The following is a 26,430-nucleotide window of genomic DNA, read 5'->3' as shown; positions in this document are numbered from 1 at the left end:
TGAGCGATGACAATGTCCTGTGCTGGTGGATAAATCTTCCAGATGGTTACTCCAGTGCGGCCAATAGCAAATCGGCAACCATATGCAAAGGTTTCCGGCCGGTTTCGGAATTGGTTCAGGCTTTGGATGTAGGCTCCGCCCCGTTCCTTTCCGTCGGGCGCCGGAGGCTTGAATGAACGACCCTGAACTGTGGACACGCATAAGCACCTGCCACCCGGATGACGTGGAGGCCGATTTTCCGTTTTCAAAACGGCTGGCCCGCGACAACGGCTGGACACATGACTACGCCCTGCGTGTCATTACCGAATACCAGCGCTTTGCCTATCTCAGCCGGATGAAAGCCGGAATGGTGACCCCGAGCGACGAGGTCGACCAGGCCTGGCACCTGCATCTGACCTATTCGCGCCACTATTGGGGGGCGTTCAGGGACGCGCTCGGTGGAGCCCTGCATCACATGCCGACCAAGGGCGGGGCAAATCAGGCGGTGCTCTTCCGGGAGGCCTATGAAAAAACACTGGATCTCTACCGGACCGAGTTCGGCATGGCGCCTCCGGCCGATATCTGGCCGTCCGCTGCCATCCGCTTCGGCAAGGCGCCGCACTTTCAGCGGGTCAACACGAAAGATGTCTGGATCATCCCCAAACCGGCCGCGCCCGGCTGGGTCTTGCACGCATGGCGGCATCTGAAATCCGTCCCCGCGCGCGCCTATGCCGCGCCGGTCTCCCTCTTTGCGCTTCTCTTCGGCACCGGGCTCGCCTTTGCCCATGGGCAGCCGGCCGGGGACACTTTCCTGGAAAAAATGCGCAACATGGTCTGGCACTGGGCGAGCGAGCACACCGCCTGGTTCGTGATCGGTGTTGTCGTTCTGATCATCGCGGTGCGTGCCATCCTCAGCAAGGCATCGGGAAATGCATCGGGATGCGGCGCAGGCTGCGGTGACGGCGGCGGCGGCGGCTCCGGCTGCGGAGGCTGCGGCGACTGAGGAACTCCTGTATGAAGACATCATGCAGGACATTCCTATCAACGGCCTGACCGGCCTTTCCTATCTCCCGGACTTTTTCGACCGCGCGGCGCAGGAAGCGCTGCTGGAAGAGATCCGCACGGCTGTCGCCGACGCCCCCCTCTTTCAGCCGGTGATGCCGAAGACCGGCAAACCGTTTTCGGTCAAGATGAGCAATTGCGGCCCGCTCGGCTGGGTGTCGGATGTCGACGGCTACCGCTATCAGCCCGGCCACCCCACAACCGGCCGGCCGTGGCCGGACATTCCCGGCCGGCTCACGGCGCTTTGGCAGGAGGTTGCCTCTTCAGCCCCGGCCCCGGAAGCCTGCCTGATCAACTTCTACGAAGCGGGCGCAAAAATGGGCCTGCACCAGGACCGGGACGAACAGACCTTCGACGCCCCCGTCGTATCGGTCTCGCTCGGCGACACGGCAACCTTCCGGGTCGGCGGGCTCAAGCGCAACGACCCGACGAAGTCGTTCCGCCTGCACTCCGGTGACGTCGTGGTCCTGGGCGGCGAGGCCCGTCTCGCCTTTCACGGTGTCGACCGTGTCCTGAAGGGAACGTCCACGCTTTTGAAAAACGGCGGCCGGATCAACCTGACCTTGAGGCGGGTAACGCCGCCGGATTGATTGGCGCGGCGTATCTGGTGTTCAGGTGACGCTCAGATCGCCAGGTAGGTCAGGACCAGCGCGCAGGCGGCAATCACCCAGAGCGCGATCCGTCCGGAGCGTGTGTGCCGGGCTTCCGCCCGGCCGATGGCCTCGGCGGTCTCGGCGTCGAACCTGAGCCCGTCCCGCGTCATGTTTTCCAGGGCCTCGGACATGTGCCCGATCCGGTCGGCAAAAATTGGCAGGTCGTTGGCAGCCCGCGTCAGCGCGGAGATCACGTCGCCCGCATCGCGCAGCTTGCCGACCGGCCCCAGATGTTCCTTAATCCAGCTGCCGACGACCGGTTCGGCGGTCCGCCACATGTCGAGATTGGGATTGAGCGAACGGGCAACGCCTTCCACCACGACCATGGTCTTCTGCAGCATGATCAACTGGGTCTGGGTGCGCATTTCGAACAGTTCGGTCACCTCGAACAGCTGTGTCAGCAGCCGCGCCATGGAGATCTCGCTGGCATCGTGGCCGTGGATGGGTTCGCCGATCGCCCGGATCGCCTGGGCGAACATGTCGACGTCCTGGTTGGCCGGGACGTAACCGGCCTCGAAGTGCACTTCGGCGACGCGCCTGTAATCGCGGGTGATGAAGCCGAACAGGATTTCGGCGAGGAACCTGCGTTCACGCTTGTTCAGCCGGCCGGTGATGCCGAAATCCACGGCGACCAGCGTGCCGTCCTCCTGAACGAACAGGTTGCCCTGGTGCATGTCGGCATGAAAGAAGCCGTCACGCAGCGTGTGGCGGAGGAAACTCTGGATGACGGCGGCACCCAGTGCCTCAAGGTCGTGGCCGTCCTCGATCAAGCCTTCGACGTCCGACATCTTGCGGCCGTCGATCCATTCCATCGTCAGGACGCCCTTTGCCGTATCCAGCCACTCAACTGAGGGAACGCGGAAACCCGGATCGTCAGCCGTGTTTTCCGCCATCTCGGAAAGGGCCGCCGCCTCCAGACGGAAATCCATCTCGATGGCGACCGACTGGGCCAGCGTGTCGACAACCGCAACCGGCCGCAACCGGCGGGAGGGGGCGTGGAAGCGTTCGGCAAGACGTGCCACAAGATAGTAGCTTTCCAGATCGCGCTGGAACCGGCGGGACACACCGGGCCGCAACACCTTGACCGCGACCTTCTTCTCCGTTCCGTCGTTCCGGCGGATGACCGCGGGATGCACCTGGGCGATGGACGCGGCCGCGACCGCTTCCCCGAACTCGGCAAATATTTCGTCGACCGGACGCCCGAGCTGTTCGGCAACGGCCGCCCTTGCATCCTCGTGATCGAAGGCCGGCAACCGGTCCTGCAGCGCAGACAGCTCCCGCGCGGCGTCCTTGCCGACAACGTCTGCGCGCGTCGCCAGGAACTGGCCCAGCTTCACATAGGACGGACCCAGCTTGTTGAGCGCATCCGACAGACGCAGCTCGGCGCTCTTGTCCTTGACCGCGCGCCGTTCAAGCAGGCGCGCCAGTGCGATGCCGAGGCGCGGTCCCGCCGGCAGATCCGGCAGCGACACCAGGCCGAACACGCCTTCGCGCGCCATCACGAACCCGGCCCGCACGAGACGGAGGAAAGGCATCAACGGCATCGTGACTAAAACTTCCAGCCGTGGTGCAGGGCCGCGATGCCGCCCGAATAGTTGCGGAAACCGACGCGTTCGAAACCGGCGTCGCGGATCATGTCCGCAAACCGTTCCTGGCTCGGAAACTTGCGGATCGATTCGACAAGGTACTGATAGGGGTCGGCATCGCCGGTGACCCATCTTCCGATCGGCGGGATCGCGTTGAAGGAGAACGCGTCATAGACCTTGTCGAGAACGGGCACGTCCACCTCGGAAAATTCAAGACAGAGGAACCGTCCGCCGCGCTTCAGAACCCGGTGCGCCTCGCGCAGGGCCTTCGGAATGTCGGGCACGTTCCGGATCCCGAACGCAATCGTGTAGGCATCGAAGCTCCGGTCGGGAAAGGGAAGCTCTTCGGCATTGCCCTGGGAAAAGGTGATCAGATCTCCGAGACCCGCCTTCGCGGCCCGGTCGCGGCCGACGGAGAGCATACTGTCGTTGATGTCGCAGACAACCGCCGTCACGGCCTCGTCCGACTTGCGCACGACGCGGGTGGCAATGTCGCCGGTACCGCCGGCCACGTCCAGAAGCCGCCAGCCGGTGCGCGCCGTCTTAGGAGGCGCGAGGCAGGACACCATCGCGTCCTTCCAGACCCTGTGAAATCCGCCGGACATCAGATCGTTCATCAGGTCGTAGCGTTCCGCGACCTTGTGAAAGACGTCGTCGACCAACAGCTGCTTCTGACCTTCGGCGACCTTGGAAAAACCGAAACTGGTCGGCATGTCTTCCGGCGACCGGCCGGAGCCTCCCGCTTGCCTGTGAGCCTGTTGCGTCATGAATGCGCCTCCTGGCGGATGCTGTCGTAAATTTGCTTCAAATCGCGCCGGACAATAGTACAAGCACTTCACAAGCGCTATCTTTCCCGGCCACGAAAAGCCATTTGCCGCAGGGCTATAGCGCGCCACAGACGCCGACACCAGTGGGGAGACAATCGGAAATGCCCGAATTGCCGGAAGTCGAAACGGTCAAGCGCGGTCTGGCGCCCACGTTCGAAGGGGCCCGGATCGTGTCCGTCGACCAGAATCGGCCGGATCTCAGATTTGCGTTTCCGGACGGGTTCGCGTCCCGCCTCACCGGGCAGACCGTTTCCGCGCTGTCCCGTCGCTCGAAATACCTGCTTGCGGATATCGGCAGCGGCGATGTCCTGGTGATGCATCTTGGCATGTCGGGCTCGTTCCGGATCGAGAACGATGCATCGAGCGACACACCCGGGGCCTTCGAGCACCCGCGGAACAAGGACCCCAAACACGATCATGTGGTCTTTCACCTGCAGATCGGCGCCCGCACCGGCGCGCGCATCATCTATAATGACCCGCGCCGGTTCGGCTTCATGGATCTTATCCCGCGCGCGCAGCTGGGCGATCATCCCCTGTTCAGGGACCTCGGCCTTGAGCCGCTCGGCAACGATCTGAGCGGTGATGCCCTGGCGCGTCTGTTCAAGGACCGCAAGATGCCGTTGAAGGCAGCCCTGCTCAATCAGAAACTGATCGCCGGTCTCGGCAATATATATGTGTGCGAGGCGCTGTGGCGCAGCGGCCTCAGCCCGCTGCGGCCTGCCGGATCGCTTGTGACCAAGACCGGCAAGCCGACCAAGAGAGCCGTCCTCCTGGCACAAAACATCCGGGAAACGCTGCACGACGCCATCAAGGCGGGCGGGTCCTCCCTGCGCGATCATGCACAGACGGATGGAACGCTCGGGTACTTCCAGCACTCCTTTGCCGTTTATGGCCGCGAGGGCGAGCCCTGCCGGACGCCCGGCTGCAAAGGCACCGTCGACCGTATCGTCCAGTCCAACCGCTCGACGTTTCATTGCCCGTCTTGCCAGACCTGAAGCCGGGAAACCCGGTTGCGGCGTTCCACCTTTTGCCAACCTTGCCAGACCGGCCCCGGGTCGGTTAGGCATGTCGCGTAACACTGACAGGTGCTGGCACTGGGAGCAGGCGAAATGGGATACAAGAACATCCGTGTCGAGAAACGTGGCAAGGTCGGCCTGATCACGCTCGACAGGCCGAAAGCGCTGAACGCGCTGAATTCGGAACTGATTGCCGAACTCGGAACCGCGCTCGACGGCTTCGACGAGGACGAGCGCATCGGCTGCGTTGTCATCACCGGGTCGGAAAAAGCCTTTGCCGCCGGCGCCGACATAAAGGAGATGCTGCCGCACGACTTTTCATCCGCGTATCAGACAGACCTGATCACGCCGTTCGACCGCGTCTCGCGGAACCGCAAACCGATCATTGCCGCGGTTGCCGGATATGCCCTGGGCGGCGGCTGCGAACTGGCGATGCTCTGCGATTTCATCATCGCGGCGGACACGGCCAAGTTCGGTCAGCCGGAGATCACGCTGGGCGTGATCCCCGGTGCCGGCGGCACGCAGCGGCTGACGCGTTTCGTCGGCAAGTCGAAAGCGATGGAAATGGTGCTCACAGGACGGATGATGGATGCCGAAGAAGCCGAGCGAAGTGGCCTCGTCAGCCGGATCGTGCCGGCAGACGATCTCCTGGAAGAGGTCCTGAAAGTGGCCGAGAAGATCGCGGAGTTCTCGCTTCCCGTTGTCATGATGGCGAAGGAAAGCGTCGACCGGGCCTACGAAACGACGCTTTCGGAAGGCGTACGCTTCGAGCGCCGCGTCTTCCAGGCGATGTTTGCGCTGGAGGATCAGAAAGAAGGAATGACCGCGTTTTCAGAAAAGCGCGCACCCCAGTTCCGCAACAAATAATCTTGGCATTGTGCCTGATAAAGCCGTTGACGGCGGCTCAAAGCGCGATTATAAGCAGCGCCCAATCGGTGGCGGTCTTCCGCCGCCTTTGTTTTTTGATCGGGTCCTAACGCCGATGCGCTTCGATCCCGATCGCCACCGGACACTTGTCCCAATTACCGATCAGGATTGAGCCCATGGCCAACACACCATCGGCCAAGAAGGCGGCCCGCAAGATTGCCCGCCGGACGGCCACGAACAAAGCACGCCGCAGCCGTGTGCGCACCTACCTGCGCCAGGTTGAAGAAGCCATTGCTTCCGGCGACCAGGCAGCGGCAACCGAGGCCTTCAAGGCAGCCCAGCCGGAAATCATGCGCGCGGCTTCGAAAGGCGTCATGCACGCCAACACGGCCTCCAGGAAAGTTTCGCGGCTCAACGCACGCATCAAGGCGCTCAGCGCCTGAATCGCAGCGTCATCAGACCGTTAAAAAGACCCGGCATCACTGCCGGGTTTTTTTTAGCCGTGCAATTTTGTGGATGACATCTTTTTGCATTTTTCGCGTTCCATATCGTAAATTTTAACAGCCAGCATGCTGACACAGAAAAATGTTTTTAATCAATATCTTACAGATATGTAGGAATCAGTAAACTCAATCGAACCGGATTCGATACGAGTCAATAGATCCTGTTTGAAAATTTTTTTGAAACGGTCGTTTTTGTATTGTGACACCGGCCGTGAGGGCGAAAAGTTATTGCGGCAAAAAGCATTTGCCTCTTCGCCCACAACAGGCAAAAAATCTCTGACGTTGGGGCAAAATCGAGGCTTTTCCGGAAATCGTCAAAAGTCGCTGTTGCCCCCTCTGAAACCGTCTGTATATTAGGCTCACGGCTGGCGACGAAGACCAGCACAAAACGTAAAAACGGTGCTTGGGACAATCATGAATAAGTCTAATCGATGTATAGCTGAGCACGTGGTTTCCAAATCGTGGATTGGATACATGAGTGTATTCGATACGCAGGGTTCTTAGTTCATTTCCGAACTAATTCTCCACTCTGAAATTCTTGGTAATACTTTAACTCGATAGCATTTCGCTATCGGAGGGGGCAACTGTGCATAGCGTGGGTGGTTACGCTGGAAACGTAACGTCGCAAGAGGCGTTTGACGCACTTTCCGAGCAGGCTGATGCGGTGCTCGTCGATGTGCGCACGCAGGCCGAATGGTCCTTTGTCGGCGTGCCGGATCTTCGCCCCATTGGCAAGGAACCCATGCTGATCGAGTGGCAGAGCTTTCCCTCGTCCGGCCCCAACCCCGAGTTCGCAAATGCCGTGTCGAGCCACCTTTCGAAAAAAGGGCTTGACCTGGACGCTCCAATCTATTTCTTGTGCCGCTCCGGTGCCCGGAGCCAGGCAGCCGCAACAGTGCTGACACAGGCCGGGCACACGCGTTGTTTCAACATCTCGGACGGGTTCGAGGGACCGCTGGACGCGGATCGTCATCGCGGAACACAGTCCGGCTGGAAGGCCGCCGGACTGCCCTGGATTCAAAGTTAGTTTCCCTTCGTATAACGGGGAACGGCGGCAGGCGTAAAACTGCCGCCAACGGAATAACCGTCCCAAAAGGGACAAAATAACGCTGCAAAAGCAGCAAGGCGTCGAAGACCGGCTGTGGCGGACCGGTCTTCATGAAACAGGAGGCAAATGATATGCAGGTTCAGGAGGCCGGTGGCTCCGAACATTGGAAACGGGTAAAGAAGCAGCTTCGTGCCGAATTGGGCGATGATGTGTTTACCAGCTGGTTTGCGCGCGTAGACCTTGAGGAACACCAGGACGGCACGGTGCGGCTGTCGGTTCCGACCCGTTTCCTGAAGCAGTGGATTCAGAACAATTACAATGACCAGCTGATGGGTCTCTGGCAGCGTGAATGCGACAATGTTCATCGCATCGAGCTGACCGTGCGCGGCGCGATACGCCCGCGGCAGACACCGGTTGCACAGCCCGGGCTGGCGGCCCCGAGCGGTGTCAAGGCGATCAGTGCCGACGGTCGCACAGATACGCTTGCTGACGCGTCGCAGGTGACGCGTGCACAGGCGGCGACAGCGGCTCTCGGACGCGGTGACAGCAATGCCGACAGCGCACGCGACGTGCTGCAGGGCGCCGCGCTTGATCCGAAATACACGTTCGAAACCTTCGTCGAAGGCGAGTCGAACAATCTGGCGCTGGCCGCGGCACGGCAGGTTGCCGCCGGAGGCACCGTCACCTTCAACCCGCTCTATCTCCATGCGTCGGTCGGGCTCGGCAAAACCCACCTGATGCAGGCGGTCGCGGCAAAGGCGCGCGCGAACGGTCACAAGGTGCTCTACCTCACCGCCGAGCACTTCATGTACAAGTTCGTTGCCGCCCTGAAGTCCCAGTCTGCGCTGGCGTTCAAGGACACACTGCGCACGATCGATCTGCTGCTGATCGACGACATGCAGTTCCTGCACGGCAAGCAGGTTCAGCAGGAATTCTGCCACACCCTGAACGCGCTCATCGACGGAGCCCGCCAGGTGATCGTGGCCGCAGACCGGGCGCCTTCCGAACTCGACACACTGGACGACCGCGTCCGCTCTCGCCTGTCCGGCGGGCTCGTTGTCGGTATCCAGGAGCCGGATTTCACGCTTCGCCGCAACATCCTCCTATCCCGCGTCGAGACAGCGCAAAAGTCCTACCCGCAATTCGCGGTACCCGACAGCGTGCTGGACTATGTCGCCCGGCATGTCGCGTCTTCCGGCCGGGATCTTGAAGGGGCGCTCAACCGCCTGATCGCGCATAATCAGCTGACCAACCAGCCGATCACGCAGGAAATGGCCGAAATGACACTGCGCGACCTGGTGCGCTCCAGCGAACCGCGCCGCGTCAAGATCGAGGACATCCAGCGCGTCGTCTCCAAGCACTACAACGTCACCAAGGCGGACCTCTTGTCCGCCCGCCGGACCAGGACGATCGTGCGGCCCCGGCAGATCGCCATGTATCTTGCGAAAGTTATGACCCCCCGGTCGCTGCCTGAAATCGGGCGCCGGTTCGGAAACAGGGATCACACGACGGTTCTTCATGCAGTGCGCAAAATCGAGGAATTGTCGCGGGCCGACTACGCGCTTGCGCAGGAGCTCGAACTGCTGAAGCGCATGCTGGACGCCTGACCGCGTCACTGCACGATTTTCAATCGAAATTGGGGGCGTTCCACGCGGACGCCCCCTTGCTTTTGGCGACGGTTAAGGGCAGTGTCTTCCCCCCGCTCCCGATGGGAGCCCACATGTCCAGATTGCCCGGGCCCCTGCGCCCGACATTTCACGAGTACGGAAGAAGCGTATGAAAGCGACCCTCGAACGGACCGATCTCCTCAAGTCCTTGACCCACGTTCACCGGGTGGTCGAGCGGCGAAACACCATTCCCATTCTTTCCAATGTCCTCCTGCGCGCCGACGGCAACGCGATCAACCTCAAGGCAACCGACCTGGACCTTGAAATCGTCGAATCCGTTCCGGCCATGGTTGAAATGCCCGGCGCGACGACGGTTCCCGCGCACATGTTCTACGACATCGTGCGCAAGCTCCCGGAAGGATCACAGGTCGTTCTGGAAACCACGGGCGACAACGCCACTCTTGAAATCCGGGCAGGCCGGTCGAAGTTCACGCTCCAGATGCTGCCGGAAACCGACTTTCCGGATCTTACCGCAGGCGACTTCAGCCACGGCTTCGCATTGAGCGCCGCCGACATCCGGAAACTCATCGACACGACGCAGTTCGCGATCTCGACCGAGGAAACCCGGTACTATCTCAACGGGATCTACCTCCACACCGTCGACGCCACCAACGGTCAGCAGTTCCGCGCCGTTGCCACCGACGGGCACCGGCTGGCCCAGGCCGAAGTGATCGCACCGCAGGGTGCCTCCGGCATGCCCGGCATCATCGTGCCCCGAAAGACGGTCGGCGAAATCCAGAAACTGCTTGAAGACCCTGAAGCCAACGTTCAGATCGAACTGTCGGAAACCAAGATCCGCATCACCACCGGATCCATCATTCTGACCTCCAAGCTGATCGATGGCACGTTTCCCGACTACGGGCGGGTCATCCCGCAAAACAACGACAAGGAAATGCGGGTCGACCGCGACGAGTTCAAGGAGGCCGTCGACCGTGTCTCGACGATTTCCTCCGAGCGCGGGCGCGCGGTCAAATTGTCACTCGACGAGGGCCGGATGGTCCTGACCGTCAACAACCCGGATTCGGGCAGCGCGACCGAAGAGCTGGCCGTCGAATATGATGCCGAACCCCTCGAAATCGGCTTCAATTCCCGCTACTTGCTCGATATCGCCAATCAGCTCGGCAGCGACACGGCCCTGTTCCGTCTCGCCGATTCCGGTTCGCCGACACTGATCCAGGACAACACGGTCGAGGATTGCCTGTTCGTCCTCATGCCCATGCGGGTCTGACCCCGGGTCGGCCCGAACTGAAGCGGACCCAGGTCAATGAGCCAATTCAGGACGGCGAAGGTGACGCGCCTGTCCCTGACCGACTTCCGCAACCATGAAAGACTGTCGTTTCCCGTGGAATCCGGCATGGTTGCCCTCGTCGGCGCCAACGGTGCCGGGAAGACCAACATTCTTGAAGCGATTTCCTTTCTGACGGCAGGCCGCGGCCTGCGCCGCGCCGCGCTCGCGGACGTTGCGCGCAGCTCGGGTCCGGGCAGCTGGAGCGTTGCCGCGACGGTGGACCTCGACGGGCTGGAAACGAAACTCGGGACAGGGCTTGTGGAAGGCGCGAGCGGGCGGAAAGTCCGCATCGACGGGGAAGATGTACGCGGCTCGGAAACGCTTCTGGATTATGTGCGCGTGCTCTGGCTGGTGCCGGCGATGGACGGCCTGTTCACCGGACCGGGCTCGGACCGGCGCCGGTTTCTCGACCGGCTGACGCTGTCGGTCGACCCAGGTCACGGCCGCCGCGTCGGCAATTTTGAAACCGCCCTGCGCCAACGGAACAAATTGCTGGAACAGGGCGGCACGGACACTTATCTCACGGCCCTGGAACAGCAGGTTGCAGAGCTTGGAACGGCCGTTTCCCTCGCCCGGCAGGAAACGGTTGATCTTCTTGCGCAGACGATTACCGAGCAGCAAGCGCAGAGCCAGCCGTTTCCGAGTGCCGCACTGGACCTTGAGGGGACGTTCGAACGCGACACGGCCGGAATGAACGCCGCCGACCGCGAAGAGCATTACCGCGCTGCGCTGTCCAGCGGCCGGGGCCGGGACCGGGCAGCCGGACGAACGCTCACCGGCCCGCACCTCAGCGACCTCAAGGTCCGCCATGCGGCCAAGGACATGCCGGCCGCGCTCGCTTCGACGGGTGAGCAGAAGGCGCTCCTGATCGGGTTGATCCTTGCCCATTGCGAACTCACCGCCAAGGTCAGCGGCATGACGCCCCTGCTGCTGCTTGACGAGGTCGCGGCACATCTGGATCCCGACCGGCGCGCGGCCCTGTTTGCCAAGCTCGCCCTGCTTGGCGGACAGGTCTTCATGACGGGCACCGACCAGGCGCTGTTCGAGGCCCTGCCGGCAGAGGCCGAGATCCTTGAAATCTGCAGCGGCGAAGTCAGGCGGATCGCACCCGGTCCAACCTCATAAAACCGCCTGAATCTTGTGGTTTTCCACCATAATCGTTTCGCTGGCTTCACGAGCGGCCGCGTGCGGTTGAACACCCCGGGGAACCCCGTATAACGGGGTGATAACAGACAAACCGATTGGTGATTGATTCGCATGAGCGACACGTCCACGTCAGAGCCCATTCCGACCCCTGAAGCTGATAACGGAGGCGAATATGGAGCGGACTCCATCAAGGTCCTCAAGGGGCTTGATGCGGTGCGCAAACGCCCCGGCATGTATATCGGCGACACGGATGACGGCAGCGGCCTGCACCACATGGTCTACGAGGTGGTCGACAATGCCATCGACGAAGCACTGGCCGGACATGCCGACCACGTGACGGTGACGCTCAACCCGGACGGTTCGGTGACGGTCTCGGATAACGGGCGCGGCATCCCCACCGACCTGCACCCCGAAGAAGGGGTCTCGGCGGCTGAGGTCATCATGACCCAGCTGCATGCCGGCGGAAAATTCGACCAGAACTCCTACAAGGTCTCCGGCGGTCTGCACGGCGTCGGCGTCTCGGTGGTCAACGCGCTGTCGACACGACTCGATCTGAGGATCTGGCGCAACGACCAGGAGCACTTCATGAGCTTCGCGCACGGCGAGGCACAGGGCTCCCTTGAGGTCGTCGGACCGGCCAATGGCAAGAAGGGAACCGAAGTCACGTTCCTGCCGTCTCCGGAAACCTTCAGCAAGACGGAGTTCGACTTCAACACGCTCGAACACCGTCTGCGCGAACTGGCCTTCCTGAACTCCGGTGCGCGGATCATCCTGACGGACAAGCGCGGCGTTGAAGATGTCGTGGAGGAGCTTTTCTACGAAGGCGGCCTGGAAGCCTTCGTGCGCTATCTCGACCGGGCCAAGCATCCGCTGATCGAAGACCCGATCACGATGAAGGCCGAAAAGGACGGCATCACCGTTGAAGCGGCCATGTGGTGGAACGACAGCTACCATGAGCAGGTGCTGTGCTTCACCAACAACATCCCGCAGCGCGACGGCGGCACGCACCTTGCCGGGTTCCGCGCGGCGCTGACGCGCCAGGTGACCGGCTATGCGGAAGCGACCGGGCTGATGAAAAAGGAAAAGGTCTCGCTGTCCGGCGACGACTGCCGGGAAGGTCTGACCTGTGTCCTGTCCGTAAAGGTTCCCGATCCGAAATTCTCCTCGCAGACCAAGGACAAGCTGGTGTCCTCCGAAGTCCGCCCCGTCGTGGAGAACCTCATCGCCCAGACACTCAATGACTGGCTGGAAGAAAACCCGGCGCCGGCCAAGGCGATCGTCTCCAAGGTCGTCGAAGCCGCGTCGGCCCGCGAGGCGGCCCGCAAGGCGCGTGAACTGACCCGGCGCAAGGGGGCACTCGACGTCGCGTCCCTGCCCGGCAAGCTCGCGGACTGCCAGGAACGGGACGCGTCCAAGGCCGAACTCTTCCTGGTGGAGGGTGATTCCGCGGGCGGCTCGGCCAAGCAGGGCCGGCACAGGGAAAACCAGGCGGTGCTGCCGCTGCGCGGCAAGATCCTCAACGTGGAACGCGCCCGCTTCGACAAGATGCTCTCCTCCAACGAAATCGGCACGCTGATCACAGCGCTCGGCACCGGTATCGGCAAGGAAGAGTTCAACATCGAGAAGCTGCGCTACCACAAGATCATCATCATGACGGATGCGGATGTCGACGGTGCCCATATCCGGACGCTGCTGCTGACCTTCTTCTTCCGGCAGATGCCCGAACTCATCGACAACGGCTATGTCTATATCGCGCAGCCGCCGCTCTACAAGGTGAAGCGCGGCCAGTCCGAGCAATATCTCAAGGACCAGCCCGCTCTTGAAGACTACCTGATCGCACAGGGTCTCGACGAGACCACGCTGACGCTCGCGAATGGCGAGGTCCGGATGGGCCAGGATCTTCACAATGTCGTCGAGAACGCGCGCAAGCTCGCCGAAATCTTCGACGGACTGCATTCGCGCTACAATCGCGATGTGGTCGAACAGGCCGCGATCGCCGGCGCTTTGAACACCGAGATCCTTGAGGACCGCACCAAGGCCGAAGAGGCCGCCGCCTATATCGCGCGCCGCATGGATATCCTGGCCGACGAATTCGAACGCGGCTGGACCGGTGTTGCCCAGGATGACGGCAGCCTCGTCTTCCAGCGCACGGTGCGCGGCGTCGAAGAGGCCGCGACGATCGATGCGGCCCTTCTCGACAGCGCCGATGCGCGCCGGCTTGCGGCTTATGCGGACCATCTCAACGAGGTCTACGGCAAGGCGGCGGTGCTCCGCCGCAAGGACGTGCCGACGGAAATCCGCGGTCCGAGAGCCCTGCTCGACCATGTCTACAGCTTCGGCCAGAAGGGCATCTCCCTTCAGCGCTACAAGGGGTTGGGCGAAATGAACCCGGAACAGCTCTGGGAAACGACGCTCGACCCGAATGTCCGCTCACTGCTTCAGGTCAAGATCAAGGAGGCGGACGACGCCGACGACATCTTCACCAAGCTCATGGGCGACGAAGTGGAGCCGCGCCGGGAGTTCATCCAGGACAACGCCCTGTCCGTGGCGAACCTGGATATCTGATCGATTGTCGGGAAGTGCATTCAGTTTCGCGGAGCGGATGAGAATTCGCGAAGCGGCGGGCGGTTATCAACCTAGTTTCATAAATTTCTGCAACTTAGGCGGAAATCAACAATCTGCCTGAGTTGTTGGAACATGAGCTCCCGCTCATTCCGAAATGGCTGCTTTGTGTCCGCAATCGTTTGGCCTTCCCGAAGCATGACTTTCGGGTGCTAAGATCACTGGTCCGCCATATACTGAACCAGTGCAGTCAATTGTTTGTCGCCGAAGCCTTTGTCCCAAGCGCCCTTTGTCTGCTTGTAGATGAGTTGCATAAACGCTGTCGGGGCATTTAGGGATCCAAAAGTCTTCAAGGCATCTTTTTGCGCCAGAGCATAGACCTTCAATGATGCTTCGGCATTGTCATAATCTTCAGTAGGAACAGTCCTGGCAAACAGATCGTGGTAGTCATTGACCAATTTGAGTGTCGCGGGAAGCTGATCAGAATAAACTTGCATCGGAATACCGGCTTTCTTGCAGACAAGTGCGCCATAGATCATCCCGAACATGAACCCCTGGCGCACAGTGAACAGTCCGGCGAACAGCGCAGCCAGAGCAGATGGTTGCTCTCCGACATTTTCCGATTTACCGCCCAAGATTCGGATGACGTCGCCGTATTGTTCCCATGCACCGGCGCTTCCGACTGTCAGAATTGTCGTGTCCTCCTTACCAACTCCGGACGGATAGGCATTGATCATGCCTAACATGTAATTGGCGCCTCTCTCGCCAAGAATCGAAACCAGCGCATCGGCATCGGATGTTTCGCCAGTGCTCATGTCACAGATGGTCTTGCCTTCAAGGGAAGTGCTCAAACCTCCCACCAACGCCACTGTTTCCTTGTGGCTCTTGATGCAGACGATTGCGAAGTTGCTAGCGCCGACAGCTTCGTCCGCCGAGGTGCATACCTGTGCACCGGCATTTGCCAACGCCTCGCACTTGCCTGGCGTACGGTTCCAGACGCTGACTTCGTAACCGTTCTTGAGCAGACAATGCGCCAACGCAGACCCCATGGAACCGAGACCCAGCACAGCAAGTTTCGTCATTCTTTCCTCCATCAGCCGGTAACGCATTACAGGACAAGCATGCGACGGAACGGGGATTTGTCGTAGTTGTAAATTTAGCTTTGTTGTAAGATGATCTAACGTATGGATTGGCATACGCTACCCTCGCTGACATCGCTCAGGGCTTTTGCTGCCGCTGCCGAGCATCGAAATCTGACCAAGGCCGCGAGGGCGTTGAATGTGACGCATTCTGCGATCAGCCAACAAATCCGCGGATTGGAGCGGCGTCTCGGAACCCGGCTCATCATCCGCACGCAACACGGAATCTCATTGACCGCGCAGGGTGAGTATCTTTGTACGGGGTTGCTTGAGGCCTTTGCCGCGATGGCCACCTTGACCGAGAATATGTCAAAGGCAGAAGCGGTGAGACCTCTTCTGGTGTCTGCCACGCCAATGTTTGCCAGCGCCTTCCTGATGCCCCGCCTATCCGACTTCATGGACGATAACCCGAATATCGAGCTCAGGATCCAGTCGACGATCGAGGCGGTCGACCTGAAACCCGGAGGCGTTGATTTGGCGATCCGATATGGAACCGGGCATTGGCCTGGGCTTCAATCGCAGCTTTTGCTACCCGGCTGTCTGACGGTTGTCGCCTCGAGGGACCTGATCGGTGATCGAGTGTTCTCCGACCCTTCCGAGCTTCTGGACTTTCCATTGCTCCAGGAACACGCCTCGATCGAGTTTGATTTGTGGCTTGAAAAAGTGGGCATTTCGCCGAAAACCAAACGAAAGGTCATCCGCTTACCGGGCAATATGCTGCTAGACGGCATTCGCCGGGGTGACGGTATTGGTGCGACGGTACCCGCGTTTATTGCAGATGAATTGAAATCAGGGACACTCGTAGCATTGTTCGACGATCCCATTCCTGAAATCGGCTATTATCTGGTCACGCTGCCCGGAACATTTCGACCAGCATCAAAACACTTCATGCGATGGCTTTCTCAATCAATGACCGAGTATGAGAGAAACTTGTACAGATGGAAGCCGGCCCATTTGCTTTGAGAATCGCAAGGCAGTCATTGACCCGATGTCAGCAAAGTCCGCATTTTCAACATTAGTCTGTGGCGTGGCCAACCTTTGCTTCCCGACCTTATTTCACCTGTCCGCTTCCTGCCTGAAGCGAACGCTAGAAGCGTATGCGGCGAATGCCGGCTCCGAGCCCAAACCTACCGAGTTCGTCAGTCTTCAATACATCCGGTTTTTTTCGTCGTGGTCATGCTTGGCGAACACTTCATCGACAGTCCGGCCGTCATCGACGACTGTGACTTGCCAGTCCGCAAGTCGCGGGGCGGTGCCCCGCTCGGGCCAAGTCTCGTCACGCCAAATCCCCGAGCGGATCAGGGATTTTGAACAGTGCATGAATGCCTCTTCAATATCAACGACCAGTGCAAGTTCCGGTTCTTTACCGTTCACCGCCATCCGAGAGCAAAGTTCTTGGTCACGCACGATCCGTGCTTTGCCTGCAATACGTAAAGTGAAGTTATGGTCAGGAACAATGAAAATTAGAGCGACGTTTGGATCGGTAAGTATATTGCAAAAGCCGTCAACGCGATTGTTTCCTAGCCGCTCGGGTATGGCGAGTGTCTTGTCGTCAAGCACTTTGACGAAACCAGCGGGGTCGCCCTTCGGCGTGACATCTATAAGCCCATTCTTGTCTTTTGTGGCTATGACAATAAAGGGTGAAAGTCCGATGAACCTTCGTCCAACTTCATTCAGACAATCCGAAACTTTCAGAGCGGCTGGAGCGGATTCACTAAAGGGCAGAATTTCCCGCAGGCGATCCAAGTCATGAATTTCTTCCTCGAATGTCACCCTGTCCCTCCGTTCCCGATCTCGCACACTGTCTCTTGGCTGAATCTTATAGATTGAAAACGGGAATGTCAGCTTCGTCCGCCATTCAGACATTGACCGCAACACCACAGAACTTCGACTTTGCGGACAAAACAGCGATCCAATCCTAAAAGCCTTGCGGGTTTCCCAATTGGGTTCCTCAAATACGCCGACCGCCAATCACAGGCCTGCCGTTCAATTTCCAGGTCGGACAGTTGTGCATTGTCGGGTGACCGCTCCTCATGCAACTTTTTGTAACACATTGCCCAAAGGCTGTGCCCATCGGTCCGCCGAGACGCGGCCAGCTGCACTGAGCGTTTTGCCTATTCCATATCTCTACAGAGGTGCTTAACACGCCAAGCCTTGTCAGATCACGGAAGCTTGCCGTTCTGGATTGCCCGATGGACAAGCTGGTAGTAGTCGTAGTCGAGATGAATGCTGTTCACTACGATGGCGCTGGCGTTGTCAAAATCCATCAGGATCAACTGCCCGCCGTAGCCGTCCATGCCAAGTACATTCCGGTTCTCCATTCCGCGGTATACCGCATGGAACTGGCCAGCATAGCGCAACGATTCGTCGATGCTGACGTATCTCACGCGGCCAGTTCTGTTCTTGGGTGCGGCCCGTGCCAAGATGTCCCGGAAGTACTGTCCCTGACAGTTTCCGCTTTCCCAGTCCTCCAACATCGTCATTGCGATCCGAAGGTAATCGTATCGCGAGGCGCGGAACTGATACCATCCAAGTCCTTCCTCCACCTTGATACCGCTATTTCGAAAAAAGAGCACCCGGTTTTCGACGCCAACGTGATCGCCGAAAACGCGGTTCATAAAGTTTTCGAAGTCATCACCGAGCTTGTGAATGACGTAGTTCAAGAGGATGTTGGTCGGTAGACCACTATAGTTATGAGGACGTTTGCCTTCTTGTCCTGCTGGCTTCGTTCCACGCAATTCGTTCCTTGCAAAGTCCCCGATTGATGTGGTGTTGTACCAACGCCCACTCGAAATTAGCCCTTTCCAGTTGTCGACCAACTTCTGATCGCCAGCTCGCATATCGGCAATATCGCGGATGCGTTGGTTGTCATAGACCGTGTCTTCGATCAAAGGCCAATCATCCAGACGCGTGTCAACGCCGCCAATATGTCCTTCGCAAATCGCGTGGGCCAACAGATAGGACACCATGCTTTTTCCGACCGAGTTTGACCAAAGACCGGTCTCGTCCGTCACTTTATCGCCAAACCGGCTCTCAGGGGATCGTTCGTCATGAATGACGGCACCATCCTTGTAGAATAGGTAGGACGTCATTGCCGTATAATTCATTTGCGCCGACAAATAACGGTTTGGTGTCACCTTGAACGCGATTGATCGTGGGTTTTCCGAAGGCTCCGCTACGAAATGTTGGAAATTGTAGATATTGTTCAAATACTTTGAAAGGTAAAATCGCAAGGTCACCAGATTGGGGCTAGGATCTGCCCATTCGGCTAGCTCCCGGCCAGCGGTCACATTCACGGGTTCGTTCTCGGGCTGGTCTCGATTGTCTCGCAAGATTCTCGGGAGCGTGTTTCGCAACCCGATTGCCCGCCGCACGAACTCCGGACCTTCCGGCGCTTTGCGAAGCAAATTTAGGTGTTCGTTAGTCAATGCACCCTCGAATTCCAGCCCACGTTCAGCCAGAAAATCGACCAGTGCCGCTTCTGTGCGTCGGCCCCAAGCGCCATCGACCGGTCCGGGGTTCCGATCAGCCCGGATCAGCAGCGTTTGGGCCTCGCGTATTTCCTGCAGCGTTTGCGCATTGGCACCAACCGTCAAAAACAGGCTGATCAGGACAAAAAACGATCTCACAAATTGTCGCACTATCCGAATTCCTTCCAATAAAGACTATTCGATTGCGCTAGTGGATGTTAGCGATTTGGGATGTCAAATCAACGATGGCTCTGTCCCTTTGCCGTCATTGGCCTGTCGGGTCGTAGTGATTTTGGACCTGCAGGACCTTCCTGCCTAGACAGTACCTGGCGCCACCACGAGCCTTTTGTTTGCAGATCGCATTTTACCGACCGACGCGGTTGCATTTGCCCCTGAACGCGGTATGTCGCAATGAGTAGCAATGGGGCAAGTCACAGGGACTGCAGCGACGACTGCGCCTCGATGAAGTGGCGAAGTTCAAGCAGTCCCGCCCGCGAATCTCATTCAACGCTTGTCTGCGAGCGGTAACACTTGGTTGAGAGTGATTTAACACGAAGTGTAGTGAGGTTTTGGCACGCAACAGTAGTTACGCATAATTGCGGGCGCTCAAAAACAGGAATTGAAAGGCGGCTTTGTCCGCACAGCTGACCTTAGACAATTGCACAGCGCAGGTCCGTTCCGAGACAGGAGCCGACACAAAGTTAAACTGGGAGACGCGCGTGGATCTCAATCGGGGCTATCAATCCACCTTCGATATTTCGAACCATGTGTTTAACCTTAAGCGCCGTATCATCGCCCATGATAAGATGAAGACCCAAAGGTGGAGGGCCGTCCACACGGCTTTGCGCGGCAGCCAGGTCCGCAAAGAACTGTTTGGCAAACGCGGTGCGGTCGATCCGGTCGCTCAGCTCGAACCCAACGGATGTCAAAGCTGCCTCATATGTCTCCGGCGGTGCGAGCGCGCTCTGATCCGAAGAGGAAGCCCACGGAGCAGGATAGTCCATGTGGCCCTCTCCGACCTGCATCACATCGTAGATCGCAAAGACGCCATCCGGTTTGAGCACCCGCTTCGCCTCTTGCGCAATACCGACCTTGTCCGCGATGTTCATACCAACGTGGATCATATAAGCGGCGTCCATGGATGCAGCTTCGAGCGGCAAATCAAGCACACTGCCTTCGATAAGTTGGACCCTATCCGACAAGCCCGTCCATTCGGTGAGAGCGCGTCCGGTTTCCACAAACTCAGCGGTTAAATCGATGCCAGTAACGTGTGCCCCCGTAGCCGCCGCGACATAGCGTGCTGGACCACCGAGACCACATCCAAAATCGACAACCCGGCTGTCGGATGAAAGATCAAGAGCCTTCACGAAAGGTTCGGTAGCAAGGCGTCCGCCGATGTGAAATTCGTCAACCGGAGCCAAGGCGTCGTGAGCAATTGGCGGACTCAAGTTCAGTGCTGCGCAACCGTCAGCAATCCGCTTGAGCAAGTGTCCGGAATGGTAATGGTGCGCGACTTCATCGGGATTGGTCATTTTGAAGCCTCCCTAACTGACGACGCCAGAATAAACACAGTGGTCCGGAATGTCAGCCTGGTCCGCTTAGCAGATCTTCAGTCCTTGCTTTTTGCCGTTTAATACGACTGCGATGCAGCGATGGTCCGTTTTGACACCAGAGTGGATTACTTTAGGACGAGTTCTGCGCTGTCCCGATGTTCGGATCAGAACAGGAAATCGTCGGCGCTGTTCGGTGAAAAGTCGCCATCGCCGGTCAAGGCAAAGTCGAGAACGGCGGCATCGTCATAGGTGACCTTGATTTCCTCGTAGTTCAACGAGATCGTTTCCGTTGGGATAGGGTCATCGGACGCACCGGACGGCTCCCTGTCTTCTCCAAGATCGGACACGAACTGAAAGGTGTCCTCTTCTGTGGAGCTTGTATTGTCGACGTATTTCATAATCGAAATACCTTCCATTCGAACCTTGCCCATATCCAATATCTTTCTCTCAAATCGGGTTTGTCTCTATGGGCACAAGGTTACCCAGCCGGCTTTCCCGTTGCTGTGACAGCGGTCACGCAATTGATCTTGAAGCCAGGCAGCGGATGGTCTTGCCGCGAAGACTGGAGCACCGCGGTTTGCCAAAATGAAATCTCTGGTTCCTGGAAAGCGTGAGGAAACTCGGTATCGAGACGAAGGCGCGTGTGACTGCGCGTGGCTCAAGGGCCTGCTTTCTGAGTGCGAGATGGCCCCCGCGCGAATTCGGCTTGCCATCTTCATAAGGATTATCTTATAATTAGAAATGCCTTATGAAGATGAACTCAAGTCTCTCTCGAACCCCATCCGCCAGAGCGTGATCGATGAGCTGGCGCGGCAGCCGATGTCGGTAAGCGAACTGACGTCGAGAATTGACGTTTCGCAGCCTGTCATGTCGCAGCATCTGAAAGTCCTGAAGGACACGGGTCTTGTCCACGCGCGCTCGGAAGGAACGCGGAACATCTACTGCATCAACAAGGACAAGCTGGACGAACTGCGCGCGTTCTGGACCGCCCACTGGTCAGATCTGCTGGCCTCAATTGACGAACAGGAGGAATAGTCCGATGTCTCTCGAGCCGGTCAAGATCGTGACCAGAATCAACCGAAGCCCGAGCGAAACCTTCGATGCGTTCATGTCCAGGGCCTCGCACTGGTGGCCGCTGGAGACCCATTCGGTCAGCCCGTATCTTGGCGAGCCCGCGCCGGAGAGCGTTGTGATCGAGCGGCATGAGGGCGGAAAGATCTTCGAGGTTTCGACGAAGGGAGAACACAGGATCTGGGGCACCATCCTGGACTACCAGGAAGGCAGGCGCGTCGCGTTCAGCTGGCATCCAGGTTCGCCGGAGCGTGAAGCAACGACAGTCACTGTCGACTTCGAGCTTGCAGACGATGGCAAGACCATCGTCACGCTGGTTCACGATGGCTGGGAAGCACGAGGCGACAAGGCAACCGAGATCAGAGGGAACTACCTGACCGGCTGGACCGACATCATTCAGAACCGATTCACGGACTTCGCAAACGCAGTTTGACGCCGGCGATCCACTGCTGTCCGGTCAAAAAAATACATTCGAACTTATGTCTCTGAGAAAGAGAAATAATTCCGTGCGCCACCAAATCGCGATATGGAATTGTTTCTTCGATTTGTCGTCCCGGTTTGCCGCACATGCGGCAAGACCGGGAACCAGTACTCCAAGTGGCCGAGGGTTAAAAGATGAAGGAGAAACAGGTGGTTACTGGGTTCCGGCCTTCCGCTGCGCTTCAGCCGGAATGACAAGTTCATTGACCGGGGATCGCCTAAATAGATCATTGCCGAGTTAAACCGGACAGCAGTGCAGGCAATCACGGCATGATCAGGGTCTTCCGCCTGGCCAAGGTTTGACCCGTTCGAAACAAAACACCGGCAAGGCGGCAACCACCAAACGGGGCGGCCCCTTTTCTTCGCCGATTTTCCGGTGTTCACGTGTGCAGACGCATCCCGTCGGCCCCGAAGAGGTGCGCCTTTTCCAGGTCGAGCGCAATGTTGACGGTCTCTCCGGCCTTTAATGGGAAATGCCCGTGGCGGCGCACGAGAACCGGACCGACACCGGGCACACTGACATGGATGTTGGTGTCCGATCCCAGATACTCGACAAGTTCGGCAACACCTTTCACGTGGGCAGCCTCGTCGGCGACCACATCCATATGCTCCGGCCGCACGCCGAGTTCACGTGCCTGGCCCTGTGCGTGGCCGGGCCCCACCTGAAGAACGGTTCCGTCCTTCAGCGTCACACCGTTTTCCGCCTGGTCGACACTCAGAATATTCATTGTCGGCGAGCCGATGAACTGTGCCACGAACCTGTTCCGCGGCCGCTCATAGAGATCCAGCGGCGTTCCCACCTGCTGGATATCGCCGGCATTGAGCACAACGATCCGGTCCGCCAGCGTCAGGGCTTCGACCTGGTCGTGCGTCACGTAGATCATGGTCGCGTTCAGCCGCTGGTGGAGCCGCGCGATTTCCAGGCGCATTTCCACGCGCAAGGCCGCGTCGAGATTGGAGAGCGGCTCATCGAACAGGAAGGCGCTCGGATCCCGGACGATCGCCCGTCCCATCGCGACCCGCTGGCGCTGTCCGCCCGACAGCGCCCGGGGAAGGCGTTCGGTCAGCGACGCCAGGCCGAGCGTCCTTGCCGCATCGGCGATCTTCCGGCTGCGCTCTTCCTTCTGTGCTTTCCGGATCTCGAGCGAAAAGCCCATGTTGCGTGCAACATCCATGTGCGGATAAAGCGCATAGGACTGGAACACCATCGCCATATCCCGGTCGCGCGGCGGCACGTCGTTCATGCGCCGGCCGTCGACCTGAAATTCCCCGCCGGTGATCGGTTCCAGCCCTGCAATCATGCGCAGCAGGGTCGACTTGCCACAGCCGGACGGTCCGACCAGAACGATGAATTCCCCATCGTCGATCGTCAGGTTGACGTCCCTGAGAACCTCGACGGCCCCATAGGACTTGGCGATATTGTTCAACTCGATGCGTGCCACATCGTCCTCCCTGGGGGCTCAGCCCTTCACGGCTCCGGTTGTCAGGCCCTGGACCAGGTACCGCTGGATAAAGATGAAGAAGAGACAGGACGGCACCAGCGCGAGCACGCCCGCCGCCATCATCTGCCCCCAGTCCACGGAGAACTTGGACACGAAGGTCAAGAGCCCCACGGGGAATGTCATTGCGTCGTTGGAATTGATCAGCATCAGGGCGAACAGGAGTTCGCTCCACGCAGCTGTAAAGATGAAGCCGAGGGTTGCTCCCAGCCCGGGCAGGGTCAGCGGCAGGACGATCTTGCGCAGGGCTTCGAACCGCGTGCAGCCGTCGATCATGCCCGCCTCTTCCAGATCCTTCGGAATGCCGTCAAAGAAGGACTGCATCAGGAATGTGGCAAACGGGATGTTGAATGCGGTGTAGACGATGATCAGGCTGGTCAGGGAATTGAGCAGGCCGAGCGTTGCGACGATCTTGTAGATCGGAGCGATGATCATCAGGAGGGGGAACATCTGCGTGATCAGCATGAGCGCGATGATCAGCCGCTTGCCGCGGAAGTCGAACCTGGAAAAGGCATAGCCGGCGGCGGCCGCGATCATCGTTGTGATCGCGGCGGTTCCCAGTGACACGATCAGGCTGTTGCGGAAATAGGCGACAAAATCCGTCTGCAAGAGAACCGTCTGAAAATTCTCAAACGTGAACCGGCTCGGGACAAGGGCCGTGCCTTCGCTGAAGATCAGCTTGTCCGGCGTCACCGCGATCTTGGCAAGCCAGTAGAGCGGAAACAGCGCGAAGGCCACATACCCCGCCAGGGCAAGGTATTTTCCGGCAACCGCCCAGGGCGGCGTCTGACGCAGGGCAGTCATGGCGACCCTCATAACTTGACGAGTTTGCGGCGCAGAACCAGCAGGACGGCCGCGTAGATCAGGAGCAGACCGAGCAGCGCAACGGCGATCGCGGAGGCGTAGCCGAAATCGAGTTTCCTGAACGCGGTCGTGAAGATGTATGTGGACAGGATCTGCGTCGAGTTGGCGGGGCCGCCGCCCGTCATGACGAAGATCAGATCCGCGAAATTCGCAATCCAGATCGTGCGCAGCATCACGGTGATCGCAATCATCGGTGCAAGAAACGGCAGTGTGATCTTGGTGAACATCTGCCAGGAAGACGCACCGTCGATCTCGGCCGCTTCGTAAAGTTCGCCGGGTATTGACTGCAGCGCCGCCAGAAGCGTGATGGCAAAGAACGGAATGCCGAACCAGACGTTGGCGGTAATCGGACCCCACATGGCCAGATTGGGGTCACCGAGAATGTTGTAGGGTTCGGACAGGATGCCGAGCGCCGAAAGCCAGTGCGGCAGGGGACCGATCGTCGGGTTGAACAGCCACGCCCAGGTCAGGGCGGACAGGAATGTCGGCACGGCCCAGGGCAGGAACACCAGCGCCTGGACAAGCCGCTTGCCGTGGAACCGGGTGTTCAGCAAGAGCGCCAGCCCGAGCCCCAGGAAGAACTGGAAGGTGATCGACCCGAGCGTCCACCAGAATGTGTTCGTCAGGGCGAGCCAGAACTTCCTGTCGCTCCACAGCGCCTGGAAATTCTCGAACCCGACCCAACCGGTCTGAAACGGCCGGAGCAGGTTGACCGCCTGAAAGGCGTAGGAGATGCCGATGACAAGGGGAACCAGCATCACGAGTGCAATCACGATGACCGCCGGCGACAGATAGAGATAGGGCTCCACCATGTAGCGGAGGTAAAAGGAACCGCGCGCCCGGTCTTTCCCGGGCGCGTTGTCAGCCTGAGCTGTCATTGAGCTGCTTTCCAGCGGCCGTATTCCTCCGTCAGGAATTCAGCCCACTGATCGGCAACCTCCTGTGCGCTGAGCTGGCCAAGCAGGGCTTCCTGGCTGGTTTCCAGCGCGATGGAGTCCGCGAAATAGCCGAACTGTTCCAGATAGGTCGGCATGACAGTCGGAATGTACTGCTCGCCATTGAGCGTTTCGAACCAGCCGGCGAACTGCTCCGTCTTGAAGTGCGGGTCCTGTTCCGCGCCCTCGTGGATCGGAATGACGCCGACGCGCTTCGCCCAGGTCTTGTTGGCTTCCGGATCGGACAGGTGCGCAATCAGTTTCCAGGAAAGATCTTCATCGCTTGTGGTGTCGAACATTGCCCATCCGGCAAAGCCGATTGTCGGGAAGGCCTTGCCGCCGGGACCGACGGGCATCGGAACGACCGCGAAATCTTCCGCATCCATGCGTTCGGCCACGGCGATCAGCGCGTCGGGATCCTGATCGAGGAACGCACAGGTGCCGGAGTAGAAGCCCGCCACGATCTCGTTGAAGCCCCAGCTCACTGCGTCCTTCGGCGCGTAGCCGTTCTGGTAGAGGTCAATCAGGAACTGGATGCCCTCGACAGACCCCGGCTGGTTGAGCGTGCTCTTGCCTTCCTCGTCGAAGAAGGTGTTGTCGCCATTCATGGTCGCCGCCATCATGATCCAGCCGTTCAGGCCACCCGGACCGCCGCGCAGGCAATAGCCGTATTTGCCGTCGAGCTCGGAGACTGCCTTGGACGCCGCCATGAATTCTTCCATGGTTTTCGGTGGCCCCGCGACACCCGCTTCCTCAAGCAGCTTCTTGTTGTAGAAGAGCGCGCGCAGATAGAAGCCGTAGGGGATCATCCGCACCGTCTTGCCGTCGGTCTGCCGGCCCATGTCGATGGTTTTCTGGGTCAGCGTGCTGCCGTGCTCCCAACCGGCGATCCTGTCATTCAGATTGACCAGCTTGTCCTTGTAGATGCCCGCCCAGCGATCCGGCATTTCAACGACATCGGGAATGTCGCCGCCGGCAACCATGGTTGCGAACTTCTCGAAAGCCTGGCCCCAGGGCAGCGACACGATTTCGACTTCCGTACCGGGGTTTGCCGCTTCGAATTCATCGACCAGTCCCTGCAGGACTGCGGTACGTTCCGGGCTGGTGATCACTTCCACCAGCTTCAATGTTTCCGCTTGAGCCGACGTTGCCGCCAGAACAGCTAACGCACTGAGTGCGCTGAACAGTCTATTCATATCTCCACCTCTTTTGAGT

At 59.2% G+C, this 26,430-nt stretch carries 24 protein-coding genes; 13 read left to right on the top strand and 11 right to left on the bottom strand.

Annotated features, from left to right (window positions below):
- The first annotated feature begins 172 nt into the window (after positions 1 to 172).
- Both ACO07N_RS10440 and ACO07N_RS10435 read left to right on the top strand, forming a co-directional pair.
- Positions 173 to 982, top strand: coding sequence for a glycine-rich domain-containing protein (locus ACO07N_RS10440; protein ID WP_421980955.1), 810 nt, complete (start codon positions 173 to 175; stop codon positions 980 to 982).
- Positions 983 to 1,004: 22 nt separating this feature from the next.
- Positions 1,005 to 1,631, top strand: coding sequence for an alpha-ketoglutarate-dependent dioxygenase AlkB family protein (locus tag ACO07N_RS10435; protein ID WP_421980954.1), 627 nt, complete (start codon positions 1,005 to 1,007; stop codon positions 1,629 to 1,631).
- Positions 1,632 to 1,663: 32 nt separating this feature from the next.
- Here ACO07N_RS10435 and ubiB read toward each other — a convergent pair whose 3' ends face one another.
- Both ubiB and ubiE read right to left on the bottom strand, forming a co-directional pair.
- Positions 1,664 to 3,238 carry a 2-polyprenylphenol 6-hydroxylase gene (ubiB, locus tag ACO07N_RS10430; RefSeq protein ID WP_421980953.1) on the bottom strand — a complete coding sequence of 525 codons (1,575 nt, stop codon included), beginning with the start codon at positions 3,236 to 3,238 and terminating at the stop codon, positions 1,664 to 1,666.
- A gap of 5 nt (positions 3,239 to 3,243) precedes the next feature.
- Positions 3,244 to 3,993, bottom strand: a complete 750-nt coding sequence (gene ubiE / locus ACO07N_RS10425; protein ID WP_421984413.1) for a bifunctional demethylmenaquinone methyltransferase/2-methoxy-6-polyprenyl-1,4-benzoquinol methylase UbiE — start codon at positions 3,991 to 3,993, stop codon at positions 3,244 to 3,246.
- 215 nt (positions 3,994 to 4,208) lie between these two features.
- On the opposite strand from ubiE, the gene mutM reads away from it, so the two are divergent.
- The 8 genes from mutM to gyrB all read left to right on the top strand — a co-directional run bounded on the left by mutM (position 4,209) and on the right by gyrB (position 14,207).
- Positions 4,209 to 5,102, top strand: a complete 894-nt coding sequence (gene mutM, locus ACO07N_RS10420; RefSeq protein ID WP_421980952.1) for a bifunctional DNA-formamidopyrimidine glycosylase/DNA-(apurinic or apyrimidinic site) lyase — start codon at positions 4,209 to 4,211, stop codon at positions 5,100 to 5,102.
- Positions 5,103 to 5,216: 114 nt separating this feature from the next.
- On the top strand, positions 5,217 to 5,990 hold the full coding sequence (locus ACO07N_RS10415; RefSeq protein ID WP_319385317.1) for an enoyl-CoA hydratase: 774 nt from the start codon (positions 5,217 to 5,219) through the stop codon (positions 5,988 to 5,990).
- Positions 5,991 to 6,166: 176 nt separating this feature from the next.
- Complete coding sequence (gene rpsT / locus ACO07N_RS10410) at positions 6,167 to 6,433, top strand: 30S ribosomal protein S20 (protein WP_421980951.1); 267 nt, start codon at positions 6,167 to 6,169, stop codon at positions 6,431 to 6,433.
- Between the two features lie 646 nt (positions 6,434 to 7,079).
- Positions 7,080 to 7,520 carry a rhodanese-like domain-containing protein gene (locus ACO07N_RS10405; protein ID WP_421980950.1) on the top strand — a complete coding sequence of 147 codons (441 nt, stop codon included), beginning with the start codon at positions 7,080 to 7,082 and terminating at the stop codon, positions 7,518 to 7,520.
- 152 nt (positions 7,521 to 7,672) lie between these two features.
- Complete coding sequence (gene dnaA / locus ACO07N_RS10400) at positions 7,673 to 9,148, top strand: chromosomal replication initiator protein DnaA (RefSeq protein ID WP_421984412.1); 1,476 nt, start codon at positions 7,673 to 7,675, stop codon at positions 9,146 to 9,148.
- 169 nt (positions 9,149 to 9,317) lie between these two features.
- A complete protein-coding gene (gene dnaN / locus ACO07N_RS10395) occupies positions 9,318 to 10,436 on the top strand; it encodes a DNA polymerase III subunit beta (RefSeq protein WP_421980949.1) in 1,119 nt (372 codons plus the stop codon).
- Between the two features lie 36 nt (positions 10,437 to 10,472).
- Entirely contained in the window at positions 10,473 to 11,621 is a 1,149-nt protein-coding gene (gene recF, locus ACO07N_RS10390) for a DNA replication/repair protein RecF (RefSeq protein WP_421980948.1), read from the top strand.
- Positions 11,622 to 11,753: 132 nt separating this feature from the next.
- Positions 11,754 to 14,207, top strand: a complete 2,454-nt coding sequence (gene gyrB, locus ACO07N_RS10385) for a DNA topoisomerase (ATP-hydrolyzing) subunit B (RefSeq protein WP_421980947.1) — start codon at positions 11,754 to 11,756, stop codon at positions 14,205 to 14,207.
- A gap of 215 nt (positions 14,208 to 14,422) precedes the next feature.
- On the opposite strand, the gene ACO07N_RS10380 is transcribed toward gyrB, so the two are convergent.
- Positions 14,423 to 15,286: an NAD(P)-dependent oxidoreductase gene (locus ACO07N_RS10380; protein WP_421980946.1), complete on the bottom strand. Its 864-nt coding sequence runs from the start codon at positions 15,284 to 15,286 to the stop codon at positions 14,423 to 14,425.
- Positions 15,287 to 15,388: 102 nt separating this feature from the next.
- Here ACO07N_RS10380 and ACO07N_RS10375 point away from each other — a divergent pair, with 102 nt between their 5' ends.
- Positions 15,389 to 16,306, top strand: coding sequence for a LysR family transcriptional regulator (locus ACO07N_RS10375; RefSeq protein WP_421980945.1), 918 nt, complete (start codon positions 15,389 to 15,391; stop codon positions 16,304 to 16,306).
- A 183-nt stretch (positions 16,307 to 16,489) separates the two neighbouring features.
- On the opposite strand, the gene ACO07N_RS10370 is transcribed toward ACO07N_RS10375, so the two are convergent.
- The 4 genes from ACO07N_RS10370 to ACO07N_RS10355 all read right to left on the bottom strand — a co-directional run bounded on the left by ACO07N_RS10370 (position 16,490) and on the right by ACO07N_RS10355 (position 20,764).
- Positions 16,490 to 17,116, bottom strand: a complete 627-nt coding sequence (locus ACO07N_RS10370; protein WP_421980944.1) for an MSMEG_1061 family FMN-dependent PPOX-type flavoprotein — start codon at positions 17,114 to 17,116, stop codon at positions 16,490 to 16,492.
- A 389-nt stretch (positions 17,117 to 17,505) separates the two neighbouring features.
- Positions 17,506 to 18,984: a peptidoglycan-binding domain-containing protein gene (locus tag ACO07N_RS10365; protein WP_421980943.1), complete on the bottom strand. Its 1,479-nt coding sequence runs from the start codon at positions 18,982 to 18,984 to the stop codon at positions 17,506 to 17,508.
- Positions 18,985 to 19,514: 530 nt separating this feature from the next.
- A complete protein-coding gene (locus tag ACO07N_RS10360; RefSeq protein ID WP_421980942.1) occupies positions 19,515 to 20,345 on the bottom strand; it encodes a class I SAM-dependent methyltransferase in 831 nt (276 codons plus the stop codon).
- A gap of 185 nt (positions 20,346 to 20,530) precedes the next feature.
- Complete coding sequence (locus ACO07N_RS10355) at positions 20,531 to 20,764, bottom strand: hypothetical protein (protein WP_421980941.1); 234 nt, start codon at positions 20,762 to 20,764, stop codon at positions 20,531 to 20,533.
- A 343-nt stretch (positions 20,765 to 21,107) separates the two neighbouring features.
- Here ACO07N_RS10355 and ACO07N_RS10350 point away from each other — a divergent pair, with 343 nt between their 5' ends.
- Positions 21,108 to 21,401 carry an ArsR/SmtB family transcription factor gene (locus ACO07N_RS10350; RefSeq protein WP_421980940.1) on the top strand — a complete coding sequence of 98 codons (294 nt, stop codon included), beginning with the start codon at positions 21,108 to 21,110 and terminating at the stop codon, positions 21,399 to 21,401.
- A 4-nt stretch (positions 21,402 to 21,405) separates the two neighbouring features.
- Positions 21,406 to 21,870: an SRPBCC domain-containing protein gene (locus ACO07N_RS10345; protein WP_421980939.1), complete on the top strand. Its 465-nt coding sequence runs from the start codon at positions 21,406 to 21,408 to the stop codon at positions 21,868 to 21,870.
- 427 nt (positions 21,871 to 22,297) lie between these two features.
- On the opposite strand, the gene ACO07N_RS10340 is transcribed toward ACO07N_RS10345, so the two are convergent.
- The 4 genes from ACO07N_RS10340 to ACO07N_RS10325 are packed head-to-tail and all read right to left on the bottom strand — an operon-like array spanning position 22,298 to position 26,411.
- On the bottom strand, positions 22,298 to 23,359 hold the full coding sequence (locus ACO07N_RS10340) for an ABC transporter ATP-binding protein (protein ID WP_421980938.1): 1,062 nt from the start codon (positions 23,357 to 23,359) through the stop codon (positions 22,298 to 22,300).
- Positions 23,360 to 23,377: 18 nt separating this feature from the next.
- Positions 23,378 to 24,220 carry a carbohydrate ABC transporter permease gene (locus ACO07N_RS10335; RefSeq protein ID WP_319385305.1) on the bottom strand — a complete coding sequence of 281 codons (843 nt, stop codon included), beginning with the start codon at positions 24,218 to 24,220 and terminating at the stop codon, positions 23,378 to 23,380.
- Positions 24,221 to 24,228: 8 nt separating this feature from the next.
- Complete coding sequence (locus ACO07N_RS10330; RefSeq protein ID WP_421980937.1) at positions 24,229 to 25,158, bottom strand: carbohydrate ABC transporter permease; 930 nt, start codon at positions 25,156 to 25,158, stop codon at positions 24,229 to 24,231.
- Positions 25,155 to 26,411: an ABC transporter substrate-binding protein gene (locus tag ACO07N_RS10325; protein ID WP_421980936.1), complete on the bottom strand. Its 1,257-nt coding sequence runs from the start codon at positions 26,409 to 26,411 to the stop codon at positions 25,155 to 25,157. Before ACO07N_RS10325 ends, ACO07N_RS10330 begins: the two co-directional genes overlap by 4 nt.
- Positions 26,412 to 26,430: the final 19 nt, after the last annotated feature.

Source organism: Roseibium sp., assembly GCF_965229775.1.
GTDB lineage: Bacteria > Pseudomonadota > Alphaproteobacteria > Rhizobiales > Stappiaceae > Roseibium.
This window is presented reverse-complemented; position numbering and strand designations above follow the sequence as displayed.